Annotated in this window: 24 protein-coding genes, 1 tRNA gene and 1 riboswitch; of the genes, 10 read left to right on the forward strand and 15 right to left on the reverse strand. The window is 41.3% G+C overall.

Going from position 1 to position 24,044, the window contains the following annotated elements:
• Window positions 1-2: 2 nt before the first annotated feature.
• Complete coding sequence (locus DFR58_RS10280; protein WP_114297759.1) at window positions 3-1,622, forward strand: response regulator; 1,620 nt, start codon at window positions 3-5, stop codon at window positions 1,620-1,622.
• 19 nt (window positions 1,623-1,641) lie between these two features.
• On the opposite strand, the gene DFR58_RS10285 is transcribed toward DFR58_RS10280, so the two are convergent.
• From DFR58_RS10285 to DFR58_RS22495, 3 genes are all read right to left on the reverse strand, one after another.
• Window positions 1,642-2,931, reverse strand: a complete 1,290-nt coding sequence (locus DFR58_RS10285; RefSeq protein WP_114297760.1) for a class II aldolase/adducin family protein — start codon at window positions 2,929-2,931, stop codon at window positions 1,642-1,644.
• A gap of 176 nt (window positions 2,932-3,107) precedes the next feature.
• On the reverse strand, window positions 3,108-4,124 hold the full coding sequence (locus DFR58_RS10290) for an SDR family oxidoreductase (protein WP_114297761.1): 1,017 nt from the start codon (window positions 4,122-4,124) through the stop codon (window positions 3,108-3,110).
• Between the two features lie 247 nt (window positions 4,125-4,371).
• Window positions 4,372-4,503: a hypothetical protein gene (locus DFR58_RS22495; RefSeq protein ID WP_278278808.1), complete on the reverse strand. Its 132-nt coding sequence runs from the start codon at window positions 4,501-4,503 to the stop codon at window positions 4,372-4,374.
• Between the two features lie 295 nt (window positions 4,504-4,798).
• Window positions 4,799-5,019, forward strand: a riboswitch (cobalamin riboswitch).
• Between the two features lie 149 nt (window positions 5,020-5,168).
• Here DFR58_RS22495 and DFR58_RS10295 point away from each other — a divergent pair.
• The 6 genes from DFR58_RS10295 (at window position 5,169) to DFR58_RS10320 (ending at window position 9,693) form a co-directional block, all read left to right on the forward strand.
• Window positions 5,169-5,924, forward strand: coding sequence for an energy-coupling factor ABC transporter permease (locus DFR58_RS10295; RefSeq protein ID WP_114297762.1), 756 nt, complete (start codon window positions 5,169-5,171; stop codon window positions 5,922-5,924).
• Window positions 5,925-5,952: 28 nt separating this feature from the next.
• Window positions 5,953-6,234 carry an energy-coupling factor ABC transporter substrate-binding protein gene (locus DFR58_RS10300; protein WP_423230834.1) on the forward strand — a complete coding sequence of 94 codons (282 nt, stop codon included), beginning with the start codon at window positions 5,953-5,955 and terminating at the stop codon, window positions 6,232-6,234.
• Between the two features lie 2 nt (window positions 6,235-6,236).
• Window positions 6,237-7,013: a cobalt ECF transporter T component CbiQ gene (gene cbiQ, locus DFR58_RS10305; protein ID WP_114297764.1), complete on the forward strand. Its 777-nt coding sequence runs from the start codon at window positions 6,237-6,239 to the stop codon at window positions 7,011-7,013.
• A gap of 15 nt (window positions 7,014-7,028) precedes the next feature.
• Window positions 7,029-7,895 (forward strand): ATP-binding cassette domain-containing protein, encoded by an 867-nt coding sequence (locus DFR58_RS10310; RefSeq protein ID WP_114297765.1) that lies wholly within the window; start codon window positions 7,029-7,031, stop codon window positions 7,893-7,895.
• A 75-nt stretch (window positions 7,896-7,970) separates the two neighbouring features.
• Window positions 7,971-8,309 (forward strand): PadR family transcriptional regulator, encoded by a 339-nt coding sequence (locus DFR58_RS10315; protein ID WP_114297766.1) that lies wholly within the window; start codon window positions 7,971-7,973, stop codon window positions 8,307-8,309.
• Entirely contained in the window at window positions 8,302-9,693 is a 1,392-nt protein-coding gene (locus DFR58_RS10320; protein WP_114297767.1) for an FtsW/RodA/SpoVE family cell cycle protein, read from the forward strand. Before DFR58_RS10315 ends, DFR58_RS10320 begins: the two co-directional genes overlap by 8 nt.
• Before the next feature lie 302 nt (window positions 9,694-9,995).
• On the opposite strand, the gene DFR58_RS10325 is transcribed toward DFR58_RS10320, so the two are convergent.
• A complete protein-coding gene (locus DFR58_RS10325; RefSeq protein ID WP_114297768.1) occupies window positions 9,996-10,517 on the reverse strand; it encodes a hypothetical protein in 522 nt (173 codons plus the stop codon).
• 431 nt (window positions 10,518-10,948) lie between these two features.
• Here DFR58_RS10325 and DFR58_RS10330 point away from each other — a divergent pair, with 431 nt between their 5' ends.
• On the forward strand, window positions 10,949-11,668 hold the full coding sequence (locus DFR58_RS10330) for an ion transporter (RefSeq protein WP_114297769.1): 720 nt from the start codon (window positions 10,949-10,951) through the stop codon (window positions 11,666-11,668).
• A gap of 241 nt (window positions 11,669-11,909) precedes the next feature.
• Here DFR58_RS10330 and DFR58_RS10340 read toward each other — a convergent pair whose 3' ends face one another.
• The 9 genes from DFR58_RS10340 to DFR58_RS10380 all read right to left on the reverse strand — a co-directional run bounded on the left by DFR58_RS10340 (window position 11,910) and on the right by DFR58_RS10380 (window position 20,596).
• On the reverse strand, window positions 11,910-12,698 hold the full coding sequence (locus DFR58_RS10340; RefSeq protein ID WP_114297771.1) for a class I SAM-dependent methyltransferase: 789 nt from the start codon (window positions 12,696-12,698) through the stop codon (window positions 11,910-11,912).
• 118 nt (window positions 12,699-12,816) lie between these two features.
• Complete coding sequence (locus tag DFR58_RS10345; protein WP_114297772.1) at window positions 12,817-13,719, reverse strand: hypothetical protein; 903 nt, start codon at window positions 13,717-13,719, stop codon at window positions 12,817-12,819.
• A 365-nt stretch (window positions 13,720-14,084) separates the two neighbouring features.
• Window positions 14,085-14,160 (reverse strand) — tRNA-Lys (locus DFR58_RS10350).
• A gap of 111 nt (window positions 14,161-14,271) precedes the next feature.
• Complete coding sequence (locus DFR58_RS10355) at window positions 14,272-15,543, reverse strand: adenylosuccinate synthase (RefSeq protein ID WP_114297773.1); 1,272 nt, start codon at window positions 15,541-15,543, stop codon at window positions 14,272-14,274.
• A gap of 204 nt (window positions 15,544-15,747) precedes the next feature.
• Window positions 15,748-15,951 carry a DUF1858 domain-containing protein gene (locus DFR58_RS10360; protein ID WP_114297774.1) on the reverse strand — a complete coding sequence of 68 codons (204 nt, stop codon included), beginning with the start codon at window positions 15,949-15,951 and terminating at the stop codon, window positions 15,748-15,750.
• A gap of 95 nt (window positions 15,952-16,046) precedes the next feature.
• On the reverse strand, window positions 16,047-17,285 hold the full coding sequence (locus tag DFR58_RS10365) for an EAL domain-containing protein (protein ID WP_114297775.1): 1,239 nt from the start codon (window positions 17,283-17,285) through the stop codon (window positions 16,047-16,049).
• A 33-nt stretch (window positions 17,286-17,318) separates the two neighbouring features.
• On the reverse strand, window positions 17,319-18,857 hold the full coding sequence (locus DFR58_RS10370) for a methyl-accepting chemotaxis protein (protein WP_170138117.1): 1,539 nt from the start codon (window positions 18,855-18,857) through the stop codon (window positions 17,319-17,321).
• Window positions 18,858-18,956: 99 nt separating this feature from the next.
• Window positions 18,957-19,508: a Fe-S-containing hydro-lyase gene (locus tag DFR58_RS10375; RefSeq protein WP_114297777.1), complete on the reverse strand. Its 552-nt coding sequence runs from the start codon at window positions 19,506-19,508 to the stop codon at window positions 18,957-18,959.
• A 245-nt stretch (window positions 19,509-19,753) separates the two neighbouring features.
• On the reverse strand, window positions 19,754-20,596 hold the full coding sequence (locus tag DFR58_RS10380) for a fumarate hydratase (protein WP_114297778.1): 843 nt from the start codon (window positions 20,594-20,596) through the stop codon (window positions 19,754-19,756).
• Window positions 20,597-20,997: 401 nt separating this feature from the next.
• On the opposite strand from DFR58_RS10380, the gene DFR58_RS10390 reads away from it, so the two are divergent.
• Together DFR58_RS10390 and DFR58_RS10395 are read left to right on the forward strand one after the other, a co-directional pair.
• Complete coding sequence (locus tag DFR58_RS10390; protein WP_114297780.1) at window positions 20,998-21,384, forward strand: universal stress protein; 387 nt, start codon at window positions 20,998-21,000, stop codon at window positions 21,382-21,384.
• 192 nt (window positions 21,385-21,576) lie between these two features.
• Window positions 21,577-21,852 carry an HU family DNA-binding protein gene (locus DFR58_RS10395; protein ID WP_114297781.1) on the forward strand — a complete coding sequence of 92 codons (276 nt, stop codon included), beginning with the start codon at window positions 21,577-21,579 and terminating at the stop codon, window positions 21,850-21,852.
• Between the two features lie 46 nt (window positions 21,853-21,898).
• Here DFR58_RS10395 and spo0A read toward each other — a convergent pair whose 3' ends face one another.
• Complete coding sequence (spo0A, locus tag DFR58_RS10400) at window positions 21,899-22,702, reverse strand: sporulation transcription factor Spo0A (protein WP_114297782.1); 804 nt, start codon at window positions 22,700-22,702, stop codon at window positions 21,899-21,901.
• Between the two features lie 158 nt (window positions 22,703-22,860).
• Entirely contained in the window at window positions 22,861-24,039 is a 1,179-nt protein-coding gene (gene aroC, locus DFR58_RS10405) for a chorismate synthase (RefSeq protein ID WP_114297783.1), read from the reverse strand.
• Window positions 24,040-24,044 lie beyond the last annotated feature (5 nt).

The following is a 24,044-nucleotide window of genomic DNA, read 5'->3' on the forward strand; positions in this document are numbered from 1 at the left end:
AAATGAACGAAAGGCCGCTTAGAGTCATGCTGGTTGATGATGAAAGCAATATAAAAAACCTTTTAAGGCTGTGCATAGACTGGCAAAGCCTTAATATGGAAATCGCGGGTGATGCCTCAAGCGGGCTGGAGGCTATTGATATGGCCGAGTCACTCATGCCCGATATAATTATCACCGATATCCAAATGCCGTATATGGATGGGCTGGAGCTTAGCAAAATTATTAAGGCAAAGCACCGCGACATTGCCATTGTCATTTTAACGGCCCATGATGAATTTGCATACGCTCAGAGTGCAGTTTCAATAGGCGTATCGGATTTTATTCTCAAGCCCATTGACAGGGATGTGCTCTTTGAAACCATGTCCAAGCTGAGTCAAAGCATAATTTCAAACAGACTGCGCTTAAGCCGGCTTGAGCTTTCCCACCAGTATATCAAAAACAGCCTCGACGTACTTCAGGGCAAGGTGCTCAACGACCTGATATCAAACAGCCCGGAATTCTCCTTCCAACCCGAGGAATTAAACCTTTTAGATATAAACCTTGATGCGTCTTATGACACCTATCAGGTTTCGCTTATAAATACGGCAATTGACAGGGGCAAATACACCGCTCTGGAGAGTCAGATGCTTTTGCAGAACTGCTGCGGCTATATAAAGGATTGCTGGCTTTTATCGTCCAGCGCCTTTGTGTTTACAGATATATACAACAACATAGTGCTTTTAAGCAATGATCCCTCAATATACTTAAACGATATTTCGGAGCACGTGGTAAGGTATTTCAAGGAACAGCTTGCCGCCCCCGTGTCCTGTGGAATAGGTATGCCTGTGAATGGCATAGGAAACGTGTTTCTATCGTACCGGCAAGCCCTGAACGCACTCAAGCTATGCTATATCACAGGCGAAGAAATAACCTTTGCCGACTCTCATATATCCGAAGCACAGCAAAGCGGGCCGCAGCAGCATATGCTGGACGACAATTTAAAGCTCGCTATAAAATCGGGCTCTGCCGTTCAGGCTGTCGATATTGCATCTAAAATACTAAATGCCTATGCCAGAGAAAACATTAATGATTTAAACGGGATCAAGATTCTTGCCCTCAATATATTTATATATGTCAAGGATTTGCTTTCGGAAATGAAAATAGCCCCTGTCGGCAATTTATCACTGCCGGGAGAAATGCTGCTTGAGGTTTTCAGTCTGCCAAGGTATTCAGATGTGGAAAACACCGTAACCGGCCTTATAGAAAAGGCGTGCGGCTTGATATACGAAGCCCTCAGCACTAAAAGCAGCTCTGTCGTCGCCCAGGTCACAAGCTATATTGACGAAAATTTCAGCGATTGCAGCCTTAGCTTAAAGTCAGTAGCGGATAAATTTTTCGTAAATTCAAGCTATTTAAGCAGAATTTTTAAAAAAGATACCGGCATTTCCTTTTCCGAATACCTTATAAAGGTACGCATAGAAAACGCAATGAAGCTTCTGGAGGAGCAGGACTATAAAGCCTACCAGCTTGCACAGCTTACCGGCATACCCGACCCAAATTACTTCGTAAAGTGCTTTAAGAAAATTTCCGGAATGTCGTTTGCAGAATATAAGCAAAAAAAGGAGAGCGGGGACACTCCTTAAGTATCCCCACCCTCCTTTTTCATTTAAGATTAAATGCAGTGTCTATTTCCTTCACCTGCTTGTCGTTTATGGCAACTATACTGCCTATGCTCTTAGAGGCAATAAGCGCCTTTGCGCTGTACTCCGCAACCTCCAGCCTGTCAAAGGCATTTAACAGGCTGGTCCCGGTGGCAATAACAGAATCGTTTTCCACCAGAATCACGGGAGTCCTGTCATTTATCACCTGAGACACCATCTGGGGCTGCATGAAGCTTGAGCCGAAGGCTATCTTCTTCACGTACCTAAGAAGCAGGTAGCTCTCAGGAATGGTCCGGGAATCAAACTCCTCCCCTGTAACGGCAAAAGCCATAATATTGGGAGGATGAGCAATTATTACAGAGTTTATTTCAGGATGCTGCTCATAAATAATCTTATGAAGCATAACAGATCTGCTCGGTGTTTTGCCCAACTCGCACATTCCCCTGTCTATCCTCACCACATCCTCTATCTCCATATATTTCCTATCCTTCATATATGGGGTTATTAGGAATGAATCTCCTTCAAGCCTCTGTGAGAAAGTTCCCTGAGTGCTTGTAAAAAGAGTCTGGTCATATGCGCGGTGTATGAGATCGCACATTTGCCTTCTGGCTTCCTTCTCCTTGCTGGTGCGGAGATTGGGCACAAACTCGTCCATCTTCACTTGCTGCTTGTTTCTTGCCATTTCGACATGCTTATCGGACAGAGCCACAATATTTCCAAGCTTGCTGGCCTCGATCTCAAGCCTTGCGCAAAATTCAAGCGTTTCAAAGGACTTGAATGCGTTGAACAAATCCTTGTGTGCCACTACAACGCCGTGATTCTCCATCATAACGGTGTTAACACCCTTCTCAAACACGGCAGCTATCTTGTCACCCAGCTTGATGCTTCCTGGCAGGTCGTATTCAGCCATTCCCACCTCTCCGCACACCACATGGGCGTCGGGCACAATCCTTGTGTTTGGTATTTTCCTGACAATGCTAAAGGCCACCAGAGCCGGAGGATGTGCATGTATAATAGCTCTTACATCGGGCCTTTTCCTGTACACCGACGCATGAAAGGGCAGCTCCATTGAAGGCTTATGAATCCCTATCATAGTGCCGTCAGGCCTTACACATATTATGTCCTTCCTTGTCAGCGTTCCCTTGTCTATTCCTCCCGGTGTTATCCATATATCACCGTCATCATCCAATATGGACAGGTTGCCTCCCGAGGTGGTAGTCATTCCATATTGGTAAATCCTTTCCATGATCATAACAAGCTGATCAGCGGGATGTAATAATTCAAAATTCATTCATTATCTCCTCACAATCATATTTTACTTAAAATGCCCTATGTATTTCTCTATTAATATGTTCGTTAGTCACATACTAATAGGTATAATCATGTTACATATTAACGTTCAATGTTCATTTATAACATAATTATATACCCTCAATCCTTATCAGTCAACAGCAACTGTGATATATGTCAGTTGTTTATTGACTTCAATGCAGCTTCCAATGCATTTACCACTTTGTCGCACCATTGGTCGAACTCTATGTCCTCAATCTGGCATTCAGGGTGTTCCAGTATATAATTGACAGTCTGCCTGATGCCGTGATCGAACCTGATAGTTGCAGTAAATTCCGGAACAAGTCTTTTGAGCTTTGTATTGTCAAACACCACCGAATTAGCCTTGTCCCCTATCAGAGATCCCATATAATCGTCCTTGCTGCACAACGCTAAAAACCGAGACGAGACGTGTACAGCATTAAGCCTTACCCCCAATGCGTCTGCTATGCACTGGTATATCTGATTCCATGTAAGCGTCTCGTCCGAAGTAATATGCACCGACTCTCCGATAGCATGAATATTTCCCATCAGTCCGACAAAGCCCTTTGCAAAATCGCTGTTATGCGTCATTGTCCACAAAGAGGTTCCATCCCCGTGAATAATAACCGGCTTTCCCTGCAGCATACGCAAAGCAACCTGCCAGCTCCCCTTGCCTCCGTGTACTCCAAGGGGAATGGAACGCTCTCCGTAAGTATGGCTTGGCCTTACAATTGTGACAGGAAATCCTTCCTCCCTGTACATCCGCATTAAATATTCCTCGCATGAAATTTTATTTCTCGAATACTCCCAGTACGGATTGGACAAAGGAGTTCCTTCGGTAATGCCGTAGTGTGATAAAGGCTTCTGGTATGCAGAGGCAGAGCTTATAAAAATGAACTGGCGGGTTTTACCCTTAAACAGCCTGTAGTCCCTCTCCAAGTGTTCGGGTACAAAGCCTATAAAGTCGGCCACCACATCAAACTCCATTTTGTCAATAAGCCGTGCCACGCTCTCCTCATCATTTATATCAGCTCTGATGACCTTCACGCTGTCGGGCAGAGCATTATTTCTTGTACCCCTGTTAATAAGATACAGCTCCCATCCCTTTTCATCCAGCAGCCTTGAAACAGCAGAGCTGATTGTACCCGTACCTCCGATGAACAGTGCTTTCATAATCTACCTCCATAAATATATCTATTGCTTAATACAGTAGTTATTTTAGTACAATATTTAAAGCCCTTACAAACAAATTTTTTCTTTCATTCTACTCTAATTATTAAAGCCTTTCAACCTATAATTTTGCGATAACATTTATAATAAAAATCTGCATGTTATTTGAAAATTGCAGACAAAAGGCAAAACACCTTGATAGACAGTGCCATCAAGGTGTTAGCCCGTGTTTGTTATAAAACAGTAATTTTTAGTCCTTACATCCGCAGCCATATCCTCCGAAGCCACCGCAGCAGCAGCACAGGATTATTATAATTATAATAATCCATATCCATTCACAGCCACCGCCGAAGAATCCAAAACCGCCTCTTTCATCTGCCATAAATTACACCTCTTTCTTCAACAAATATATTGCCCTATAATAATATATGCAGTATGTTCTCTAGGGGGGACATTTCTCTAATTCTTCTACCGACAAGTATGTTGCTATACGGAATGAGTAAATCACGACTTCGGCCTTAAAACCATAGGAATGGAGGAAACAGCTTTGTGAGCCGGCATGGTACGTGATACGAAATTTTTGTTGAATATGGCAAATTAAAGGCTTATAATAAATTGAGATAAGTTAATATGAAAAACAGGTGCCCGTTGTCGGGCGGCAGGCATATTTCTAAATTCTGAAATGAATTTTAAAAGCTTTGCCGCCGCTTCCGCGGGTTAAAAGGGAAGTCAGGTGTAAATCCTGCGCGGTCCCGCCGCTGTAAAAGAAGAATCCTTTCAACAAGTGCCACTGTTTTAAAAGCCCCCCTTTCTAACATAAAGGGGCGGAGCAGAAATGGGAAGGCCGAAGGGATGATGATGCTTAAGCCAGAATACCTGCCTGTTAGTGTAACACCATAAACTCTACGAGTGATAGGGGGTGTATTCTGCATGAATATCCATAAGATACCCTTTGCTTTTTAAGCCCCTTAACCGTTTTGTTCGCGGTTTAAGGGGCTTTTGGAATTTTTTTAGAAATCAATAAAAATTACAGAAGGAGTGATTATATTGTCAAAGAGATTTCAATTGGCTATTGGCCTGGCACTTATGCTGATCCTTATTCCTGTCTCAGCCTCGGCCATGCATATAATGGAGGGATTTCTGCCTCCCGTATGGTGTATCTCATGGGGGGCGCTTACAATACCGTTTATAGTTATGGGTCTGTTTTCGATAAATAAAACCGTCCGGGAAAATCCCCGGTTAAAAATCCTTATTGCAATGGCGGGAGCATTTGCGTTTGTGCTTTCGGCATTAAAAATACCTTCAGTGACGGGAAGCTGCTCACATCCTACAGGTGTAGGACTTGGAGCAATTCTCTTCGGGCCCTCCGCCATGTCGGTGCTGGGCCTTATCGTACTTTTATTTCAAGCCCTGCTGCTTGCCCACGGCGGACTTACAACCTTAGGCGCAAACACATTTTCCATGGCGGTAGTCGGGCCTCTGGCAGCATATTTTATCTTCAGGCTGGTTAAAAAAGCCGGAGGGCCCCAATGGCTCGCCGTGTTCCTGGGGGCTGCACTAGGGGATCTTCTTACATATGTTACAACCTCTGTACAGCTTGCGCTTGCGTTCCCTGCCGAAATAGGAGGCTTCGGGGCGTCCCTCGCAAAGTTTACGGGCATATTTGCGGTAACCCAGATCCCGCTTGCCATAAGTGAGGGTATACTCACCGTACTTATATTTAATGCCATTGCAGCATATGGAAAGGATGAGCTTAAGGCGTTAAAATTATTTTCCCCGGGAGGTGCGAACCATGCAAAGTGAAACACTTACGCAGAAAAACGGAAGCAAAATGGCAGCTAATATAGCTATGATTGTTATAGTAGTTGCGCTGGCAGTTTTGCCATTATTTATTGTAAAGGATGGAGAATTCGGAGGTGCCGACGGTAAAGCCGAGGAAGCTATTACCGAAATAAATGCAGAATACCAGCCGTGGTTCTCTCCTTTAGTTGAGCCCAAAAGCGGCGAGGTTGAAAGCCTGCTGTTTGCGCTGCAGGCGGCCATAGGCGCGGGAATTATAGGGTATGGGCTTGGGTGGCTTAGAGGACGAGCAAAAAATCAGGATGTGAAGTAGCCATGCTTTCAATTGACAAATATGCGTACAGCTCAAAGCTTGCGGGTATAGACCCCATGCAAAAGCTTTTTTTTACCTTTATTACACTTGGTGTCTGTCTTTGGGCCAATGACTGGGTGATATCCTTGCTGGTAATTTTCATAGCGGTAGGGGCTGCTGTCATTAAGGGAGGAATACCCATAAGAATTTTTGCAAAAATGCTGTTGATTCCTATGGTATTCCTTGTTATAGGGGTTCTTTCTATTGCAATAAATGCATCTAGCAGTGCTGAATTCTTTTTAATATCAGTACAGGTGGCAGGAACAGCAATAGGAATTACCTCATCAGGAGCAATAAATGCCTTTAACCTGTTTATAAAGGCTATAGGCTCAGTCTCCTGTCTGTACTTTTTGTCCCTTACCACACCTATAACCGACCTGCTGGACGCTATGCGGCGTTTAAAAGTGCCAAGGCTTTTTACTGAGCTTATGGGACTCATTTATAGGTTCATCTTTGTGCTGCTTGAAAGATCCGGCACCATGTTTACGGCCCAAAGCTCACGCCTAGGATACTCAACGCTTTCGACAGGCTACCGCTCGCTCGCTGCTCTTGCCTCCACGCTTTTTATAGACGCATACAGAAGGTCGGACGAACTGTATACCTCTCTTGAGGCGCGAGGATATGAAGGAGAGCTGAGGGTACTTCCCCGAAGCTATAATAAAAGCCGGGCCGGCTATATTTGCACCGCAGTATTAAATATACTGCTTATATGTACTGCTCTGGCCTTGAGGCATTTGTAAAGGAGACGTGATTCTATGGGGCAAAGCATTCTGGAAGCCCGAGACGTAAATTATATATATTCCGATGGTACACACGCTTTGAATGGAATAACAATGGCAATAGAAAAGGGAAAAACAACTGCTGTGCTTGGAGGCAACGGCGCAGGAAAATCCACGTTGTTTCTTTGCTTCAACGGAATACTTAAACCCCGGACGGGAAGCATCCTGTTTGATAAAAGCCCCATAGACTATTCGCGTAAGGGAATGAAGGAGCTGAGAAGCCATGTGGGAATAGTTTTTCAGGACCCTGACAGCCAGTTGTTTTCCGCAAGCGTATATCAGGATATTTCCTTCGGGCCGTTAAATATGAAGCTGCCGCAGGAAGAGGTGGCGGCAAGGGTTAAAACGGCTATGGAAAGAACAGGCATACTTCACCTTAAAGACAAGCCTACTCATTCCTTGAGCTTCGGGCAGAAAAAGCGTGCCGCCATAGCAGGTGTTCTCGCCATGAGCCCGCAGGTGCTGGTGCTTGATGAACCCACCGCAGGGCTTGACCCAAGCGGAGTCAGTGAAATAATGAAGCTCCTTAAGGAGGCTCAAAGGGACCTTGGAATATCTGTTGTAATTGCAACACATGATATTGACATTGTACCCCTCTATTGCGACTACACCTACGTAATGGATCAGGGCAGTCTGGTTGCGGAAGGAACTCCCCATAATGTATTTTCCCAAAAGGAGGAGCTGAGAAAAGTGAATTTGAGGCTGCCCAGAATAGGTCATCTTATGGAAATATTAAGCAAAAAGGATGGCTTCCGCTTCTCGGAAAACGCTCTTACCATATCTCAGGCCAGAAGGGCTATAAAAGCACTATGGGAAAGCGGTGACGCAAGAAAGGAGCGTTGACAAATTTAATTTTATTGTGATATTGTATACATAGAAATTCTATATATATAGATTCTTTATGTATGGAGGTAGAGCATGAAAATCAATAAGGAGCTTATGAAGGGCAGTACATCTATCCTTATATTGTCACTTCTCGAAACGGAGGATATGTACGGCTATCAGATTACACAGCAGCTCAGGAAAAGGTCTGAGAATGTTTTTGAAATGAAGGAGGGCACTTTATACCCCATGCTTCACTGGCTTGAGAATGAAAAAGCCATTGAGGCGTACTGGCTCGACGCTGATAACGGAAAACGCAGGAAGTATTACAGGCTTACCAGTGAGGGCAAAAAGCTTCTTAAGCACAAAAAAGACGAATGGCAAACTTATACAAAGGCAGTTAATGCCGTGATTGGAGGGGCTTGCTGTGGATAATAGAATATCTTCGTTTTTAGACAATGTGTGTATACATATCAATTGCAAATCGGTACATAAGGATATTCGGGAGGAGCTTACAAGCCATATTACAGAGCTGCGAGATGAATATCTGCGCAAGGGCAGTACAGAGGCGGAAGCTCTTGACATGGCAATTGCCTCAATGGGGGATTGCGACGAAATCGGCAACAGGCTGAACAGGCAGCATAAGCCCCAGACAGAGTGGTCTATAATAATACTTACTGCAATTATCGCACTTGTAGGCGGAGTAATCATGTTTATAAGCAGCAAATTTGAATCACTCCAGGCTGTCAGCTTTGAGAGGTATTTATTTTTCGCTTTTATTGGGATTGCCGTAATGGCGGCACTTTATTTTTTTGATTATACCAAACTAAAAAGGCTTGCGCTTCCAATTTATCTTATAGCCCTTGCCGCCCTCATATTTACTGTTTGCACCGGAAATGTAATAGCAGGAAGAAAATACATTTCATTCATCGGCCTTTCAGTTTCGTCAAATTACGCCACACTATTGCTTTTAATTGCATTTGCAGGGTTTATGGAGAAGCTTAAAAACAAGGGCGGAATCGCCATTGTGTACTTAATAGGAATAGGCGGGGTATCACTTCTTCCCATTGTACTGCTGCCAAGCCTTTCACAAGCACTGGTATTGCTTGCGGGATATGCTGTTTTGATGTTTTCGGCAGTCATGCGGAGGCACTTCGGCGGCAGCAGAAGGCTTCAGATGTTTTCCCTAGGCGGTATAGCTGCCGCAGGTGTACTTGCTTTGGCAGCCGTTGTCGCCTCCGAGCCCCATAGACTGCATAGAATAGCAGTATTTATTACAAGAGGAAGAAGTGATTCCTTTGGAAGCGGGTGGCAGCAAGTAATGGCCGACAACTGGCTGTCGGTCTCAAAGCTGTTTGGAAGGACAACGGAAACGATAAGCGGTTACGGTATAGATATGGCAATGCCTTCCGTCACCACAGACTATGTCCTCATTAACTTGATAGCCACGCTGGGCTGGGCGGCAGGTATAGCTCTTATAATTCTGGCGGCCCTGTTTATTATCAGAATGCTTATGACTGCAAGGAGGGTAAAAACCAGTTACGGGCATTACCTTGCCCTTGCCTCATGCACTGTTCTATCACTGCAGTTTATTATAAGCATATTAATGAATTTCAATCTGTTTCCACTAATGGGTATGAGCCTTCCATTTATTTCATACGGCGGCACGGACTATGTCATAGACATGGCACTGGTGGGTGTTATTTTATCGGTATGGAGAAGAAATAATCTCATTGCGGCACATGATAAGCCCAAAGGCAGTAAGAGCGGTAAATTCATTGTTTTTGAGGACGGCAAGCTGATTATAAACTTCAAGTGATTGCACGAAGGTGCGGGGACATTCCTCAAAAATGAAGCACAATTCTGCGTTATTGTTGAGGAGTGTCCCCGCACCACATGTTTACGCTTACATTAAGGAATTTGTCGTCTATTTTCCCTTACGACAAGTGGTTTCAGGGCATAATTTAGGGGCTATAGCAAAATGGGAAATTACTATAGCCCCTTTTACAAACGGATAAAATTATTAGCAATTAACAAACAACTAACATTAGTGGTCTAAACATATGGAAATGTAACAAAATATAATCTTATACCTATAAAATAATAATTTCAGCAAAAACATTAGTAAGTAATAGAGCCGCTCTTAACAGTAACAGTGCTAGAGGATTTGTTTTTAATATAGAACTTATAAGTTCCGTCAGCCGGCATATTAACCGATTTGTTAATTGAACTACTGCTACCGGTACCTATAGGTGCTGTGTATTGGCTGCTGGAATAACCACATTCCCAACTGATGCTTTTATCAAAACTCGCTTTTACTGTTACTTTTTGGCCTCGATCAAGTGTATATCCATTACCGCTACCTGTGTAGTACATTGTACTACCCGAATTAATCGTGTGTTCTGAGAAACTTCCAAAAATCTGGAAAATGGAATCTCCATTTGCATCAACTTGGTAGCAGCCAGTTTTATTAAGATCGATTATGGTAGTTTCAGTCCCTCCGTCCGAAGACTCAACGGTAATTTCAATTACATTTTCCCCCAATACTAAATCTTCGGAAGCCGCAAAACCGGTGGTAGTTAATACCATAGATATGCTTAATACGGTTGCGGCTAAGATAGATATTGTCCTTTTTAGTTTCATAACATATACCTCCATTTTTTTTATTATTTAATTATAGGAACGTGCACTTTCCTATAATTAATTATAAGTTAAATACATTTTATTACAAATATGTATTTAACGGATATATTTATTTGCTGTAATTTTAATCCAAAATACTCTTTATTTCATATTATTCCTATATTTTTATATAAATACATTATTTTACTAATATTGATATGCTTTGTAGTAATCACAAATAAGCCTCCATCCATCAGGCTAGGAGCATTCTGTATTAGTAATTACTTGTCAGTAATTCATTGTACATCTTATCATTTTCGTCATATCATCTAACAAGGTTATTACTCCTCAGGAGTGTCCCCGTACTTAATTAAATTGAATTTTTGGAATTTATTTGATAGAATGTTCTAAGAGTTTAGATAGAGATGGTTATTGTAAAGGGGATAATAAGTATGCGAAAAAGAATTTATGAAATAGTAGATATAGCAAAGAAGACCGATAAATCCAGTTCGATCTACGATTATACGATGTTACTAATAATTGTGGCAAGTATTGTTCCAGTATGCTTTAAAACAAGTAATGTATTATTTATTTGGATTGATAGAATTACTGTCTTAGCCTTTATTCTTGATTATATATTTCGTTGGGTTACTGCTGATTTCAAATTTAAGGATAAAGGGGCTAAATCATTCCTACTATACCCATTTACTCCTTTTGCAATCATAGATTTGCTTTCAATTCTGCCGTCATTAACAGCTTTGAACATGGGGTTCAAGCTGTTTAGATTGTTAAGATTGAACAAAGTTTTTAAAGTGTTGAAAATTCTAAGATATTCTAAAAGCTTTGATCTTATCCTTAATGTAATAATGAAAGAGAAACAAGCCTTATTAGCAGTTTGCTATTTAGCCGGCGGATACATATCCTTATCGGCTCTGATAATGTTCTCAGTAGAGCCGGACAGTTTTAATTCCTTTTTCGATGCAATTTATTGGGCTGTAGTAACTTTAACTACCGTCGGGTATGGAGACATATACCCTGTAAGTAATTTAGGCCGTATATTTGGAATGGTTTCTTCGTTTATGGGTATTGCAATAGTCGCATTGCCCACCGGCATCATTACTGCAGGCTATATGAATGAATTAAACCGATCAGATAATAAAAGTAACAGGTAGGGAGCGCCACAGGGGGCGTTCAGACTGTGTGAAAACCCTAAAATTGTTTGAAAAATTGCAGCTTGCCACCGCTGCGGAATCATGGGGTACGGTTCTTCTGCTTTCCTTTCAGTCCTACGCTGCGCTACGGAAGCATAAGAATCCGTCCCCAAAATTCCTCCGCTGTTTTTCTGCAGATTATTGGGGACACTCCTCAAAAATGAAGCCCCTGCGTTATTTTTGAGGAGTGTCCCAATACCTATTATTTCTGAGCAAGCAATATAAAAGATAATGGATATCCTTTTTTATCATATACATTTGTCAATCCCACATCATAATCATATTCATTCAGTTTTTTTATTGCTATTCCAGCAGTAATTACCGAATTAACAATATCAGATAAAGTGTGTGAAAAGCTTGTAAATGTTTTTGACTCATACTGTGGTGTCATATACCCCATGCCGCTGTTTTCAACCCAAGGTTCTTTTCTATAATATGAATATGTTATTTGGTTTAAATTTTCCCCATCAAAACCATCTTCATGCGGTAGAGGGAGCATATTCATGAATGGATGAGAGTCATTAATAAGCAGTAGTCCGTTTGACTTCAAACATTTTGATGCTTTTACCAATAATAAACTTAAATCTTTAAACCAAGTAATAGCCCCAATTGTAAAGAAAATAAAGTCAAACTTGTTATAGTAGTTTTCATCAATGTCCATAATGTTAGCTGTCACAAAATCACAGTTAGTTATGTTTGCTTTTCTCGCAGTCTCCTTTGCTTGCTCAATAATGTTTTCAGCGATATCAAAACCAACCCCATAGCTTGGATTTAGCTGCATCATGGATAATAATTCACGGCCATTATTGCAACAGAATTGACCAATTGTTTTTCCCTTTAAACCGATTTTTTCAATCTCACTAACAACATCAGCATTTAAAAAGGGAAGCTTCTCATTCATTAGGATTTTATAGTTATCATCTCCCCAGCTAGGTTGTCTGTGTTCAAACGCTTCTTCCCATGCTGACTTATTATTATTTATATAGTCCACTTCTACTCCTCCATTAATAATACTTATTATAATTATGGGGGGACATTCCTCAAAAATGAAGCACAATTCTGCGGTATTGTTGAGGAGTGTCCCCGCACCTCCCCGCACCTATTACAAATTAGTAAGCAAAAGAAATAGTTTTGCTAATCTGCTCTATGTGAGCCTTATCTGCCCATAAAACAAAATAAAAATAAGTGGTATTGTCTATTTTAACTGCTGTTGGATATTTAACTATTAATCCAGCCTGATTTTGCATTTCTTTAGGTTGGTCAGTTGAAGGTAAAATTAATCTTGCTTCTTGCCCCTGAATTGTTAATTCCTTTATTTGTGGATTAGAACCATAAGGCTGTAATTTGTGCAATGTATCTAATTCAGTTACTTTGTCAATGGATAGACCTTCACCATTAATTGCAGAAATTTGAAAAAATCCATCTTTATCCTCGTACCTTACAGTATATTTAGGATTTAATTCCCAATCTGAAGGATATTTTAAGGAAACATGATAATCTGTGTTACTATATGTTTTTGATTCTGTCAAATTGGCTTCATCCTCTTTAAATGGTTTTGCTCCATATTTTAGTCCTAATTTGTCTTCAGTAACTACTTTTATATCTGTAATATAAGGCTCAAGGTTAACAATATCCTCTTTAGATAGTCCTTTTGCATCAAAATTTATCTGAAAATTAATGTCTAATGAAGTGTTTGGTTTTATTGTTTTTTCAATAATAACTTTATCTTCCATATCCCTAACTTTATCTGAAAATTTAGATGTCAAAACAGGCTCAACCCATTTAATATATTTCTCTTTTATATCCCAATTAAAAAGAGAAATATTGTAAGTAATAGTTTGATTATCAATAATTTCACCTGCCCCTATGCTATAGATCATACCTTCAATTTCAATATCATGACTTAAGCCCATTAGCTTTTCTTCTCTACTGATATTATTTCTACTGCACCCAACCAACAATATTGAGAAAATAAAAATCCATATCATAGCCTTACCAATTGTTTTTATCATTGCTTGATAGTTCCCCCTTCAGTTCATTAACAATGTAACATTCACCATCATATTTATAATTACATTTTGGGCATACCTTTTCCTGTCTTTGAGTCCTTCTTGTAACTTCTTCCTGATACTAAAGTTTGTATAAGATGTCTTCTTGAAATTCAATAATTCTTGCAAAAAATGTAGCGGAGGAATCTTGGGGACGGATTCGTCCGCTTCCTAAAGCGTAGCGAAGGACCGAAGGGAAAGCGGAGGAACCGTACCCCATGATGCCGCAGCGGTTGCGGGCTGCAATTTTTCTCGAAGGTTCAGCGTTTTCACACAGCCTGGCATTCCCTTCCCCCGAAAAACAAAAAAACCGCTTAAGCGGTTTTGTCTGGTGAGCCATCCGCGACTCGAACGCGGGACACCTTGATTAAAAGTCAAGTGCTCTGCCAACTGAGCTAATGGCCCTTAAATTACGGCTCAAGCGTTTTGTCTTGAGCCGCAACAAGTATATATAATACAGCATTCATTCCATTTTTGTCAACCGTTTTTTAAAAAATATATTTTAAATATTTATATCTATACCACTATAGTCTGCTCTCTTTCCTTCCCAACTCCTATAAGCCCTATCTTCACTCCCACTAATTCCTCAATCCTTGAAAGATATTTTTTCGCGTTCTCAGGAAGCTGATCATACTTCTTAATGTTCGAAATATCCTCATTCCATCCGTCAAACTCCTCATAGATAGGCTGGCATTTCGCCAGCTCCTCAAGGCTTGCCGGGAAATGGTTTATTTCCTTTCCGTCCTTTAAATATGCCTTGCACAGCTTTATTTTGTCCAGCTTGCCTATGGTGTCCACATGGTTTATGGCAAGAGCCGTAAGCCCGTTTACTCTGGCGGCGTACTTTATCATAACCGCGTCAAGCCATCCGCAGCGTCTTGGCCTTCCCGTGGTGGTGCCGTATTCCCATCCCAGCTCCCTTATAGTATCTCCCGTTTCATTGTCCTGCTCGGTCGGGAAGGGCCCCGCCCCTACTCTTGATGTATATGCCTTTAGCACGCCATACACCTCGTCAATGTACACAGGCCCAATCCCCGCCCCCGTACATACTCCTCCTGCAACAGGATTGGAGGAGGTTACAAATGGGAAGGTTCCGAAGTCCAAGTCCAGGAATGTGGCCTGAGCCCCTTCAAACAGTATGTTTTTTCCTGAATCCATAGCGTCAAAAAGCATTGCGTTGGTGTCGGCAACATGCTTTTTAAGAATCTTAGCATACCCGCAATATGCCTTTATGATCTCCTCTGCATCAAGTGCGCGTCCGCCATATACCTTTTCGATTATCTGATTTTTTATTTTAAGATTTTTTCTTACTTTTTCCGCAAAAAGCCTCTCGTCTATAAAATCACATACGCGTATTCCACATCTCTCAGTCTTGTCTGCATACGCCGGACCAATTCCTCTTTTAGTGGTTCCAATAGAGTCCTCTCCCCTTGCCCGCTCCTGCAGCTCATCCAATTCCTTGTGGTACGGCATTATAACATGAGCTCTGTCACTTATGAATAATTTATCCGTATCAATTCCCTTTTCATTAAGCTCTGTGATCTCCCTTATAAGCACTTCAGGGTCAACAACCACTCCATTGCCTATTATGCACGTCTTTCCCTTATGAAGTATCCCTGAAGGGATTAAGTGCAGGGCATATTTTACACCACCGGCAACTATAGTATGCCCCGCGTTGTTTCCGCCTGAAAAGCGCACAACAAAATCAGACCCCGAAGCAAGCATGTCAATATATTTTCCCTTACCCTCATCTCCCCATTGAGTACCAATAACAACTCTTGTAGCCATTACCAAAATCCCCCCGTCAATAAAGCATATAATTTTCAGTGCATTTTGCTTTAATCAATATCAGTCATTATATGCTATAGTCCTTTAATACAATACTCTTCTTTTTCATACAAACAAAAATACACGCCTTTGCAAAAAAATAAGACGTTTAACAACGGCTATGAAAAATCCAATGGTTCATCCCATTTTTATGCACATTAAAAATTACTTGCCTTCTAAGTATTCATTTAACTGCCTCACCAGCACATCTGCGTCTATCTCATGAATAGCACACGCCTCTTCAATGCTCTCACCCGATGAAGAAGGACATCCCAGACAATGCATTCCGTTATTTAAAAATATAGGTATAGTGCCCTTATCAAGCTTTAAAACATCCGAAATTATCATATCTCGCGTAATTTTCGCCATAAATCAATACCTCCTGTCTTAAAAATATTATACACTATGTATTCTTAAAAATATACAAAAATTTAATTTCCTAAGATAAATTCCAGCTCACAGCACTATGTATCATTTATAACATTATCTATACACAGAACAAATTCTTCTCCCTCAACATTTGTAAAAGTCTCGGAAATGGTTACACATAAGCTGCCCGTTGCGATTGAAACGTAAGGCTCCGTGACAAATCTTCCTTGCCCGTTTCCCACCGCAAGATAGTAGTAATCCTTAAGGGAATGGTCAGTTCCTTTGGCAGCAGGATAAAAAATAGACTTCTTCCGTGATGAAAAGCTTGTAAAGCTGCATACCGTTTCGCTGAATTGTATGCCCGTTTTGCATAAAACATAAATACACTCTACGTGACAACAGGAATGAGCTATACGCGTTAGAATCTCATCAAAGCCGCATGAGCATACTTTGGAAAGCTCTTTTGCAACCTGAGACGCCGTACATGCAAAACAGTCTTTCTTTTCCCTTTGGGTCTTTAGCTTGGTTAATATGTATTGCTTAAAAACCCCGGCCAATTCGCTTCTCTTCTGCCGCAGCTCCTCAAAATCAAGGCTTCTTATATTTTGAGGTCTGGCAAAGTAATATCCCTGAAGCATATCCACGCCTAAATCAAGGGAATTTATTGCCTCTTGCTGTGTTTCAACTCCTTCTGCAACTACAAGAGCCCCTATCTTTCTGGCAAGCTCCACCATGGATTTAACAACTTCCTGTTTGTAAAACTCCTTGTCTATATCGCTTATCAACGCCATGTCAATCTTCAGTATATCAGGCTTAACCACGGCGAGCCTGTTTAAGTTTGAATAACCTGATCCTATATCATCAAGCGCCACTATAAACCCATAATTCTTATAGGTATCTATAAAGTCTTTTAATGCCGGGGTATTGTTAGTCTTTGTTTCATTTATCTCTATCACTATATTGCTTGGATTGAGGTTTAAGCATGATACCGCATCATGTAAATTGCCTGAGCCCACTACTCCACGATCTATAACCGAAGCATCAAAATTTAAAAACAGCAGCATATCCTGGGAGGATTTTGTCATAGACGCAAACCCCTCCAATGCCTTTTTCCTGCACAGCCTATCCAGCTCAAGTGTAAGATCCTTGTCCCTTGCACAATCGAACAAAATATTGGGGGGAATTATTTTTTCTCCGTCAATACCCCTGCATAAGGCCTCAAAAGCAGCCATAGAGTTTTTTCTGATTGAGATAATAGGCTGAAAGTACATAGTTATATGTTCATTTTTAATTATTTTCTCTATGTCCACTCTATCTTTCAACTCAGCTCTCATAGCTTAAAACCCCTCCCGGTATAATATTGCCCATTAAGCTTGCTTGAGCTTAACGTCAATTCCTATTACTCCTGTTATCTTACCGCCACTGTCCTTTAGCGGCGCTGAAAGAGTAATACAAGGATTTTTAGTTATAGCTGATATATAAACCGGGGACACATACTCTTCTCCGGCTATCCCACGCTTAAACCACTCCCTGACCCCTGCATTGGCTATACCTGCTTCAGGAATTGAGCATATGAATTTGCCTCTGCTTTCATTAGTCCAGGCCGCTTCTATAAATGAATTATTCTCAATAATTTTCTCAAGCAACGCTCTATGTAAAGACTTATCCATGCTGTCTGAAAGCCCTCCGCTTGCCAGTTCTCTGCATATAAGCCTGAAAGACTGCACAGCCTCATTTATTTTATTTTCGTCCGCCGACATGCTTGCTTCGCCTTCCGAAAGGCTAAAAAGCTCCTCAAGGTTCCGGGAAGACTCATTAAGCCTGATTCCCATTTCGGCTATGTCCTCTATGCTGTTCTTCTGCTTGCGCACCGACTGCTTAACATCCTCAACACTTTTTTCAGCGACATTCATTATTTTTTCTACTTCGCCTATTCTGTCCTCAATGTCTTTTGTCAGCAGCACCTCCTGATGAAAAAGCTCGTTTATTTTAGCAACCATATCAATAACTCTGCCAAACGACATATCTATTTTACTTAAATTTTTCTCTATATTGCACGACACCCTCACACCGGTATCGACCTTCGACGAATTTTCTCTTACCACCTTGAAAACGCTGCTTATTTCTTCCTGAATGCTTTTTATTAATTTATTCACATCCTTCACAGCCTCGCTGGTATCAGTGGCCAGCTTTCCTATCTCTCCTGCCACAACGGCAAAGCCCTTTCCCGACTCTCCCGCCCTGGCAGACTCTATGGAAGCATTTAAAGCCAGCATCTGTGTTTGCTTTGATATATTGCTTACTGTTTCCAGTATATGAATTATTTCGCCCGAAGTTGTGTTGAGCTTATCCATGTACTCCATTGTACCGTTTGAAGATTTCTGTATCTCGTTAATGGTGTTTACGATTTCCATTATCTCGTTGAGGCTGCTTTTTATAACACTGTTTGAGTCCTCGCTGGTATCTTCCATATCCGAAATGGTTTCCCCCGCATCCTCTAAGAGCTCTATTATGTTTTTCACTCCTGAAATGGTGCTGTTTATATTTGCATTGGCTTCGGAATTAAGACTTGCCATTTCCTTTGTTTCGGCATATAGCTGCTGAGCGAATGCATTATTCTCGTCAAGCGTGATCGCTAATTGCTGAGAAACAGATGATATCTGGCTTGAGGATACCTGCACCTCAAAATTAAACCTGCCTATTTCTTTTTTAAGAGAATTGATTTGCCGGGTATACTCCTCTACAGACCTTTTATTTATCCTTGCTGCAACAATCGTAGTTCCCGCTGCGATAAAGAGATATACCAAAATATTTACCGATACATGTCCCAAAGGATGAATTAGCAAAAAAGCTGCCGACACAATTATAGCTGTAAGTTGAAAGATTACTGTACCATATTTATTCACGTTCATTTCCTCCTAGACTAAAAGGGCCTCTATTGCAGTGCCATACTGCATTAAAATGCCTTAAAATAAAATAATTATTAAATATATTCTCAAAAAAGACTATATCACTCTGTACCGCTCTTTGCCCTGTTCATACAGGTTGTTTCCATATGAATCTATTATAACCGTTGCCGGAAATCCCTTAACGGTAAGCTTTCTTACCGCTTCAGGCCCAAGCTCGGGAAAAGCTATCACCTCCTCAGCCGTAATGGCTCTGGATATAAGAGCACCTGCACCTCCTGTGGCGCCGAAGTATACCGAACCATGCTTTATCATAGCCTCTATAACCGCACTGCTTCTCAAGCCCTTCCCTATCATTCCCGTAAGCCCCATTTCAATCAGAGCCGGGGCATACGCGTCCATTCTGCTGCTAGTGGTAGGCCCTGCCGAGCCTATTACCTCCCCTTCCCTCGCGGGGCATGGCCCAACATAATAAATTATCTGATCTTTCACATCGAACGGAAGAGCCTTACCTTCCTGAATCATTGCCGCCATTCTCCTATGCGCCGCATCTCTTGCCGTATATATGGTGCCGTTTATCTCTACACTGTCTCCGGCCTTAAGCAATCTTACCCTTTCCGCTGTCAGCGGCGCTTCAATTGTATATACCATGCAAACCATAACCTCCTATTTATTTGGGGACATTCCTTAAAACAAAACAGCAATTCGCTCCCCCGAAGCCGAACACCACAGGGGGTGTTCCGTACAAGCTTGCTCCTCAAGGTGGCATTCCTTAATCAATATTTCCAGACGGGAAATGCTTCAATGAATATTTCCCATGGGACATCATCTCCATGGGAAATTCCTCGACGAAGGAGAGGTGTGTCCCATTACCTATTTCGGTGTGTCCCATTACATTACACCACCGCTTCAGCATGTCTTGTGGCATGACAGCTTATATTTACCGCAACAGGGAGTCCGGCAATATGAGTAGGAAATGTCTCTATTTTTACACCAAGTGCAGTGTTTCTTCCTCCTAAGCCTCCCGGACCTATGCCCAGCATATTAATTGCCTCAAGCATTTCCTCCTCAAGTTCCTTAACATACTGAATGCCGCTTGGCATATCAATAGGCCTTAAAAGGGCTTTTTTAGCCAATATCGCCGCCTTTTCCATTGTTCCTCCTATCCCCACTCCTATAACCATAGGCGGGCAAGGATTTGGGCCTGCGTTATCGACTGTCTTCAGTATAAAGCTCTTTACTCCCTCCAGACCATCCGACGGCTTTAGCATCTTCAGAGCACTCATATTTTCACTTCCAAAGCCCTTTGGTGCCACAGTTATTTTTATGCTGTCCCCTTCAACCATTTCAAAGTGTATCACCGCAGGAGTATTGTCACCTGTATTTATTCTATGAATAGGGTCCTCTACTACAGACTTGCGCAGGTATCCGTTTTTATACCCCCTCCTTACTCCCTCATTGACCGCCTGTACTATGCTTCCTCCCTCTACATGCACATCCTGTCCCATATCTATAAATACAACCGCCATTCCGGTATCCTGACATATAGCCATTTTATTTGTACTCGCTATTTCCGCGTTCTCTATAATCTGGCCCATAATAATTTTGCCTGTGTCCGACTTTTCCTTTTCAAGCCCTGAATTTAAAGCACACATGATGTCTCTATTTAAATAATAGTTTGCGTCTATACATAATCTTTCCACAGTGTCGATTATTTGTCCAACACTTACACTTCTCATAAGCTACCTCCGAGCAACATATATTTGCTTGTAAAAATATTTCCTGTATTTGCATGATATCATGAAATAATTTTAATATACCAAAAAATAAAAAGCAAGGAAAAGCTATTATGCATAAAGCAAAGCTGTTCTTTGTATTCCCGGCAAAGCAACAATCTCATAAGAACACGCAAAAAATAGAAACAGCACGCTAAAGCATTTTTATTACCTAAATTTAGCTTTGCAATAAAAGACTTTATCATTATTCTCTAGTATAATATATTTAGAGAGTTTAGAACCTTTGACTAGAAACTAATACCATCATTTGAAATACTTTACACAAAGTGTTTCAGCAGAATTTATATATTTATTTTACAGTAATTTTAGCTTTAAGCTGAAAACGGAAGGAGTTTTTCTTAAATATGGCACATAACATTCTTGTGTGTGTAACCCAGCAAAAAACCTGTGAAAGGCTGATAAGAAGAGCAGCCGAAATGAACGTGGAAATGGAGGGAGAGCTTTTTGTACTGCATGTAGCTAAAAACGGGTGGAATTTTTTGGATAACGCAAAGGAAGGTGAGGCGCTGGAATATCTGTTTGGAATATCCAAGTCGGTAGGTGCCAACCTTACTGTGCTGAAATCTGACAACATCATAGAAAGCATTATAAATTTTATAAAGGAAAATGCTATTAGCTACATAATTATAGGTGAGTCTCCCAATGATCACAAAGAAAATAACTTTGCTCAGGAGCTGGAAAGTTTGCTGCAAAATGTTCATATCCGTGTAATATCTAATTCAAGGCGCTAGTTTATTGCTTTTAACCATAATTTGGGTTCATTTAAATCAATTCTTTTATGCTTTGTAAAGTCCTGCCCCCAAAGCCCCAATTTTTTTGCATAAAAAATTAGGGCTTAAATACTAATTTATTCTGAAAAGCTTGACTTGGTGCCGCTTTCATTATAAAATAATGTCGAATTCCAAATTTAGGAGGTTATATAAATGAACAAGACAGATCTGATAAACTCAATTGCTTCCGCTTCAGGCTTAAACAAGAAAAATAGTGAAGCCGCTCTCAACGCTTTTATAGCGTCGGTAGAAGATTCTCTGAAAAAAGGGGACAAGGTTGTTCTTGTGGGATTTGGTACTTTTGAAGTAAGAAAAAGAGCTGCCAGAAAGGGCAGAAATCCTCAAACTAAAAAGGAAATTACCATTCCCGCTTCAAATGCTCCAGTATTCAAGGCCGGTAAGGGGCTAAAAGATAAAGTAAACAGCTAAATATGTAAAAGGCTCTCAGTTATTCTAATATCCGGGGGCCTTTTATCTATTTCAACCTCTTCTCTGTTTTTATCTTATCCCTCATTATAGCTATAAACTCCGAATTTGTGGGCTTGCCTTTGCTGAAGCTTAGCTTATGCCCAAAAACAGATTCAATAGGGCTTTCTTCACCCTTTGTCCATATTTCATTAATAATTTTTCTTATAGACCTCTCTACCTTCTGAGGTGTGGAATTAAATTTTTGTGCTATAGAAGGGTACAGCACCTTTGTTATGGACATTGACGCCTTTTCGTCATTAACAGCCTGAATTACAGCCTCTTTTACAAACTTATACCCCCTCATATACGGAAGTATTCCTATATTTATCATAAGCTTCGAAACTTCAAGCTCCACATCAAAAACAGACTCCTCTTTTTGTTCAAAGCCTGCCGCAGGTATCTTCCTGATGACACTGAACGGCGAGCTGTCCTTGTTTTCATAAATCTGCCGTATCCTTGAAATAAATACGTCAACATCAAAAGGCTTTACCATATAATACTCAGCGCCTAATGCCATTGCCCTCTGTATAAATACATCCTGTCCTATTGCCGAAAGTATTACAAACATTGTTTTTCCTGCCCGCCCGGAGCTTTTTAAGGTTTCCAGAACTCCTATACCGTCAATTTCAGGCATTATTATATCCAGCACAACTATATCCGGCAACAAATCAGTAATCATGTCAATAGCCTGTTTTCCGTCTCTTGCAACTCCCACAACATTTAAATCTCTCTCACTGTTCATGTGAGCATTTAACAGATCACCGAATTCTATATTATCATCAGCAATCAAAACGGAAATCCCATTTCCCATTTAAAATATACATCTCCCATGTAAAAAGATTTTATTAATAAATACAAAGCAGCAAATATTCAATTAAAATCTTATTTAATATATATATATATGTATATATAACTATTCTATAGAAATTTACAAATTCCTTCAATATTCAATTATTTTTGCATATAAATTTACAGTCTGTCCCATTTATCGCCAACATCTGCGACAGACGCATATCCCCTTGCCATATAAATTGCGTCCAGTATAGCTATACGCACCATTGCTTCACATACAGGGTATATTCTGGGGCATATTGAAGGATCATTTCTGGATTTAAACGCTATATTTATATCCTCCTCCTTATTCATGTCAACTGTTGATTGAGGCAGTGAAATGGTGGGCGTGGGCTTAACCGCTATTCTTATCCTGATATCCTCTCCGTTTGAAATGCCTCCCAAAAGGCCTCCCGCCCTATTGGTTCTAAAGCGCACCCTTCCCGATTGCGGGTCAATGTACGGCGTATCATTCGACTCCGAGCCCTTTAGAGCGGCATGGGCAAAGCCTTCGCCGAATTCAATGCCTTTAACGGCGCCTATTGACATAACCGCATGGGCAATTATAGCAGAAAGCTTATCAAATACAGGCTCTCCCAAGCCTGCCGGCACTCCCCTTGCAATAACCTCTACTATTCCCCCGCAGGAATCTCCCTCGGCTTTTATTTTTAACAGCTCCGCTATCATTTGCCCTGCCTTTTCCTCATCGGGACAATTCAGCTCATTCTTCCTGTAATTGGCCTTTGCCGTCTCATAGGTTATGCCCTCGGCATTTATTCCGTGTATTCCCGAAACAAACCCTATTACATCTACCCCCATTTTGTCCAGTACGGCCTTTGCAACCGCTCCTCCCGCAACTCTGGCAGCGGTTTCCCTTCCGGACGCACGGCCCGCCCCAAAAACATCGGCATTCTGCCCGTACTTTTTATAAAAGGTATATGCCGCCTGACCCGGTCTGACAAAATCTCTGTAGCTTCTGTGGTTTTCTATTTGATTGTCCTCAATATCCCTGTTGGGAATAATCAAGCCTACCGGAGCTCCGGTAGTAATGTCATTCTCCATTACTCCTGAAAAAATATATACCCGATCCTTTTCCTTTCTGGGAGTATCCAGCTCGGACTGTCCCGGTCTTCTTTTGTCCAGCTCCTGCTGAATCACGTCCGATGTGATTTTTATACCCGGCGGGACACCGTCAACTATAGTCAGTAGTCCTCCATAGAGCTCACACGGAACGCCGGGGTATTTACGAAAGCCTCCCGAATAGGATTCACCTGATGTAGTTATTCTGAACATCCTTCCAAACGTATTTCCCATCATATAAG

The sequence above is a fragment of the Anaerobacterium chartisolvens genome, assembly GCF_003337415.1.
Classification (GTDB): domain Bacteria; phylum Bacillota; class Clostridia; order Acetivibrionales; family DSM-27016; genus Anaerobacterium; species Anaerobacterium chartisolvens.

What these genes read in the sequence shown, in the direction of transcription:
- DFR58_RS10345 (WP_114297772.1), bottom strand. Translation starts at nt 13,719, where the DNA reads ATGATAAAAACAATTGGTAAGGCTATGATATGGATTTTTATTTTCTCA.
- DFR58_RS10315 (WP_114297766.1), top strand. Translation starts at nt 7,971, where the DNA reads ATGAAAATCAATAAGGAGCTTATGAAGGGCAGTACATCTATCCTTATA.
- DFR58_RS10375 (WP_114297777.1), bottom strand. Translation starts at nt 19,508, where the DNA reads ATGGTATATACAATTGAAGCGCCGCTGACAGCGGAAAGGGTAAGATTG.
- DFR58_RS10300 (WP_423230834.1), top strand. Translation starts at nt 5,953, where the DNA reads ATGGCAGCTAATATAGCTATGATTGTTATAGTAGTTGCGCTGGCAGTT.
- aroC (WP_114297783.1), bottom strand. Translation starts at nt 24,039, where the DNA reads ATGATGGGAAATACGTTTGGAAGGATGTTCAGAATAACTACATCAGGT.
- DFR58_RS10395 (WP_114297781.1), top strand. Translation starts at nt 21,577, where the DNA reads ATGAACAAGACAGATCTGATAAACTCAATTGCTTCCGCTTCAGGCTTA.
- DFR58_RS10310 (WP_114297765.1), top strand. Translation starts at nt 7,029, where the DNA reads ATGGGGCAAAGCATTCTGGAAGCCCGAGACGTAAATTATATATATTCC.
- DFR58_RS10285 (WP_114297760.1), bottom strand. Translation starts at nt 2,931, where the DNA reads ATGAATTTTGAATTATTACATCCCGCTGATCAGCTTGTTATGATCATG.
- DFR58_RS10325 (WP_114297768.1), bottom strand. Translation starts at nt 10,517, where the DNA reads ATGAAACTAAAAAGGACAATATCTATCTTAGCCGCAACCGTATTAAGC.
- DFR58_RS10290 (WP_114297761.1), bottom strand. Translation starts at nt 4,124, where the DNA reads ATGAAAGCACTGTTCATCGGAGGTACGGGTACAATCAGCTCTGCTGTT.
- DFR58_RS10280 (WP_114297759.1), top strand. Translation starts at nt 3, where the DNA reads ATGAACGAAAGGCCGCTTAGAGTCATGCTGGTTGATGATGAAAGCAAT.
- DFR58_RS10380 (WP_114297778.1), bottom strand. Translation starts at nt 20,596, where the DNA reads ATGAGAAGTGTAAGTGTTGGACAAATAATCGACACTGTGGAAAGATTA.
- DFR58_RS22495 (WP_278278808.1), bottom strand. Translation starts at nt 4,503, where the DNA reads ATGGCAGATGAAAGAGGCGGTTTTGGATTCTTCGGCGGTGGCTGTGAA.
- cbiQ (WP_114297764.1), top strand. Translation starts at nt 6,237, where the DNA reads ATGCTTTCAATTGACAAATATGCGTACAGCTCAAAGCTTGCGGGTATA.
- DFR58_RS10355 (WP_114297773.1), bottom strand. Translation starts at nt 15,543, where the DNA reads ATGGCTACAAGAGTTGTTATTGGTACTCAATGGGGAGATGAGGGTAAG.
- DFR58_RS10330 (WP_114297769.1), top strand. Translation starts at nt 10,949, where the DNA reads ATGCGAAAAAGAATTTATGAAATAGTAGATATAGCAAAGAAGACCGAT.
- DFR58_RS10360 (WP_114297774.1), bottom strand. Translation starts at nt 15,951, where the DNA reads ATGGCGAAAATTACGCGAGATATGATAATTTCGGATGTTTTAAAGCTT.
- spo0A (WP_114297782.1), bottom strand. Translation starts at nt 22,702, where the DNA reads ATGGGAAATGGGATTTCCGTTTTGATTGCTGATGATAATATAGAATTC.
- DFR58_RS10365 (WP_114297775.1), bottom strand. Translation starts at nt 17,285, where the DNA reads ATGAGAGCTGAGTTGAAAGATAGAGTGGACATAGAGAAAATAATTAAA.
- DFR58_RS10390 (WP_114297780.1), top strand. Translation starts at nt 20,998, where the DNA reads ATGGCACATAACATTCTTGTGTGTGTAACCCAGCAAAAAACCTGTGAA.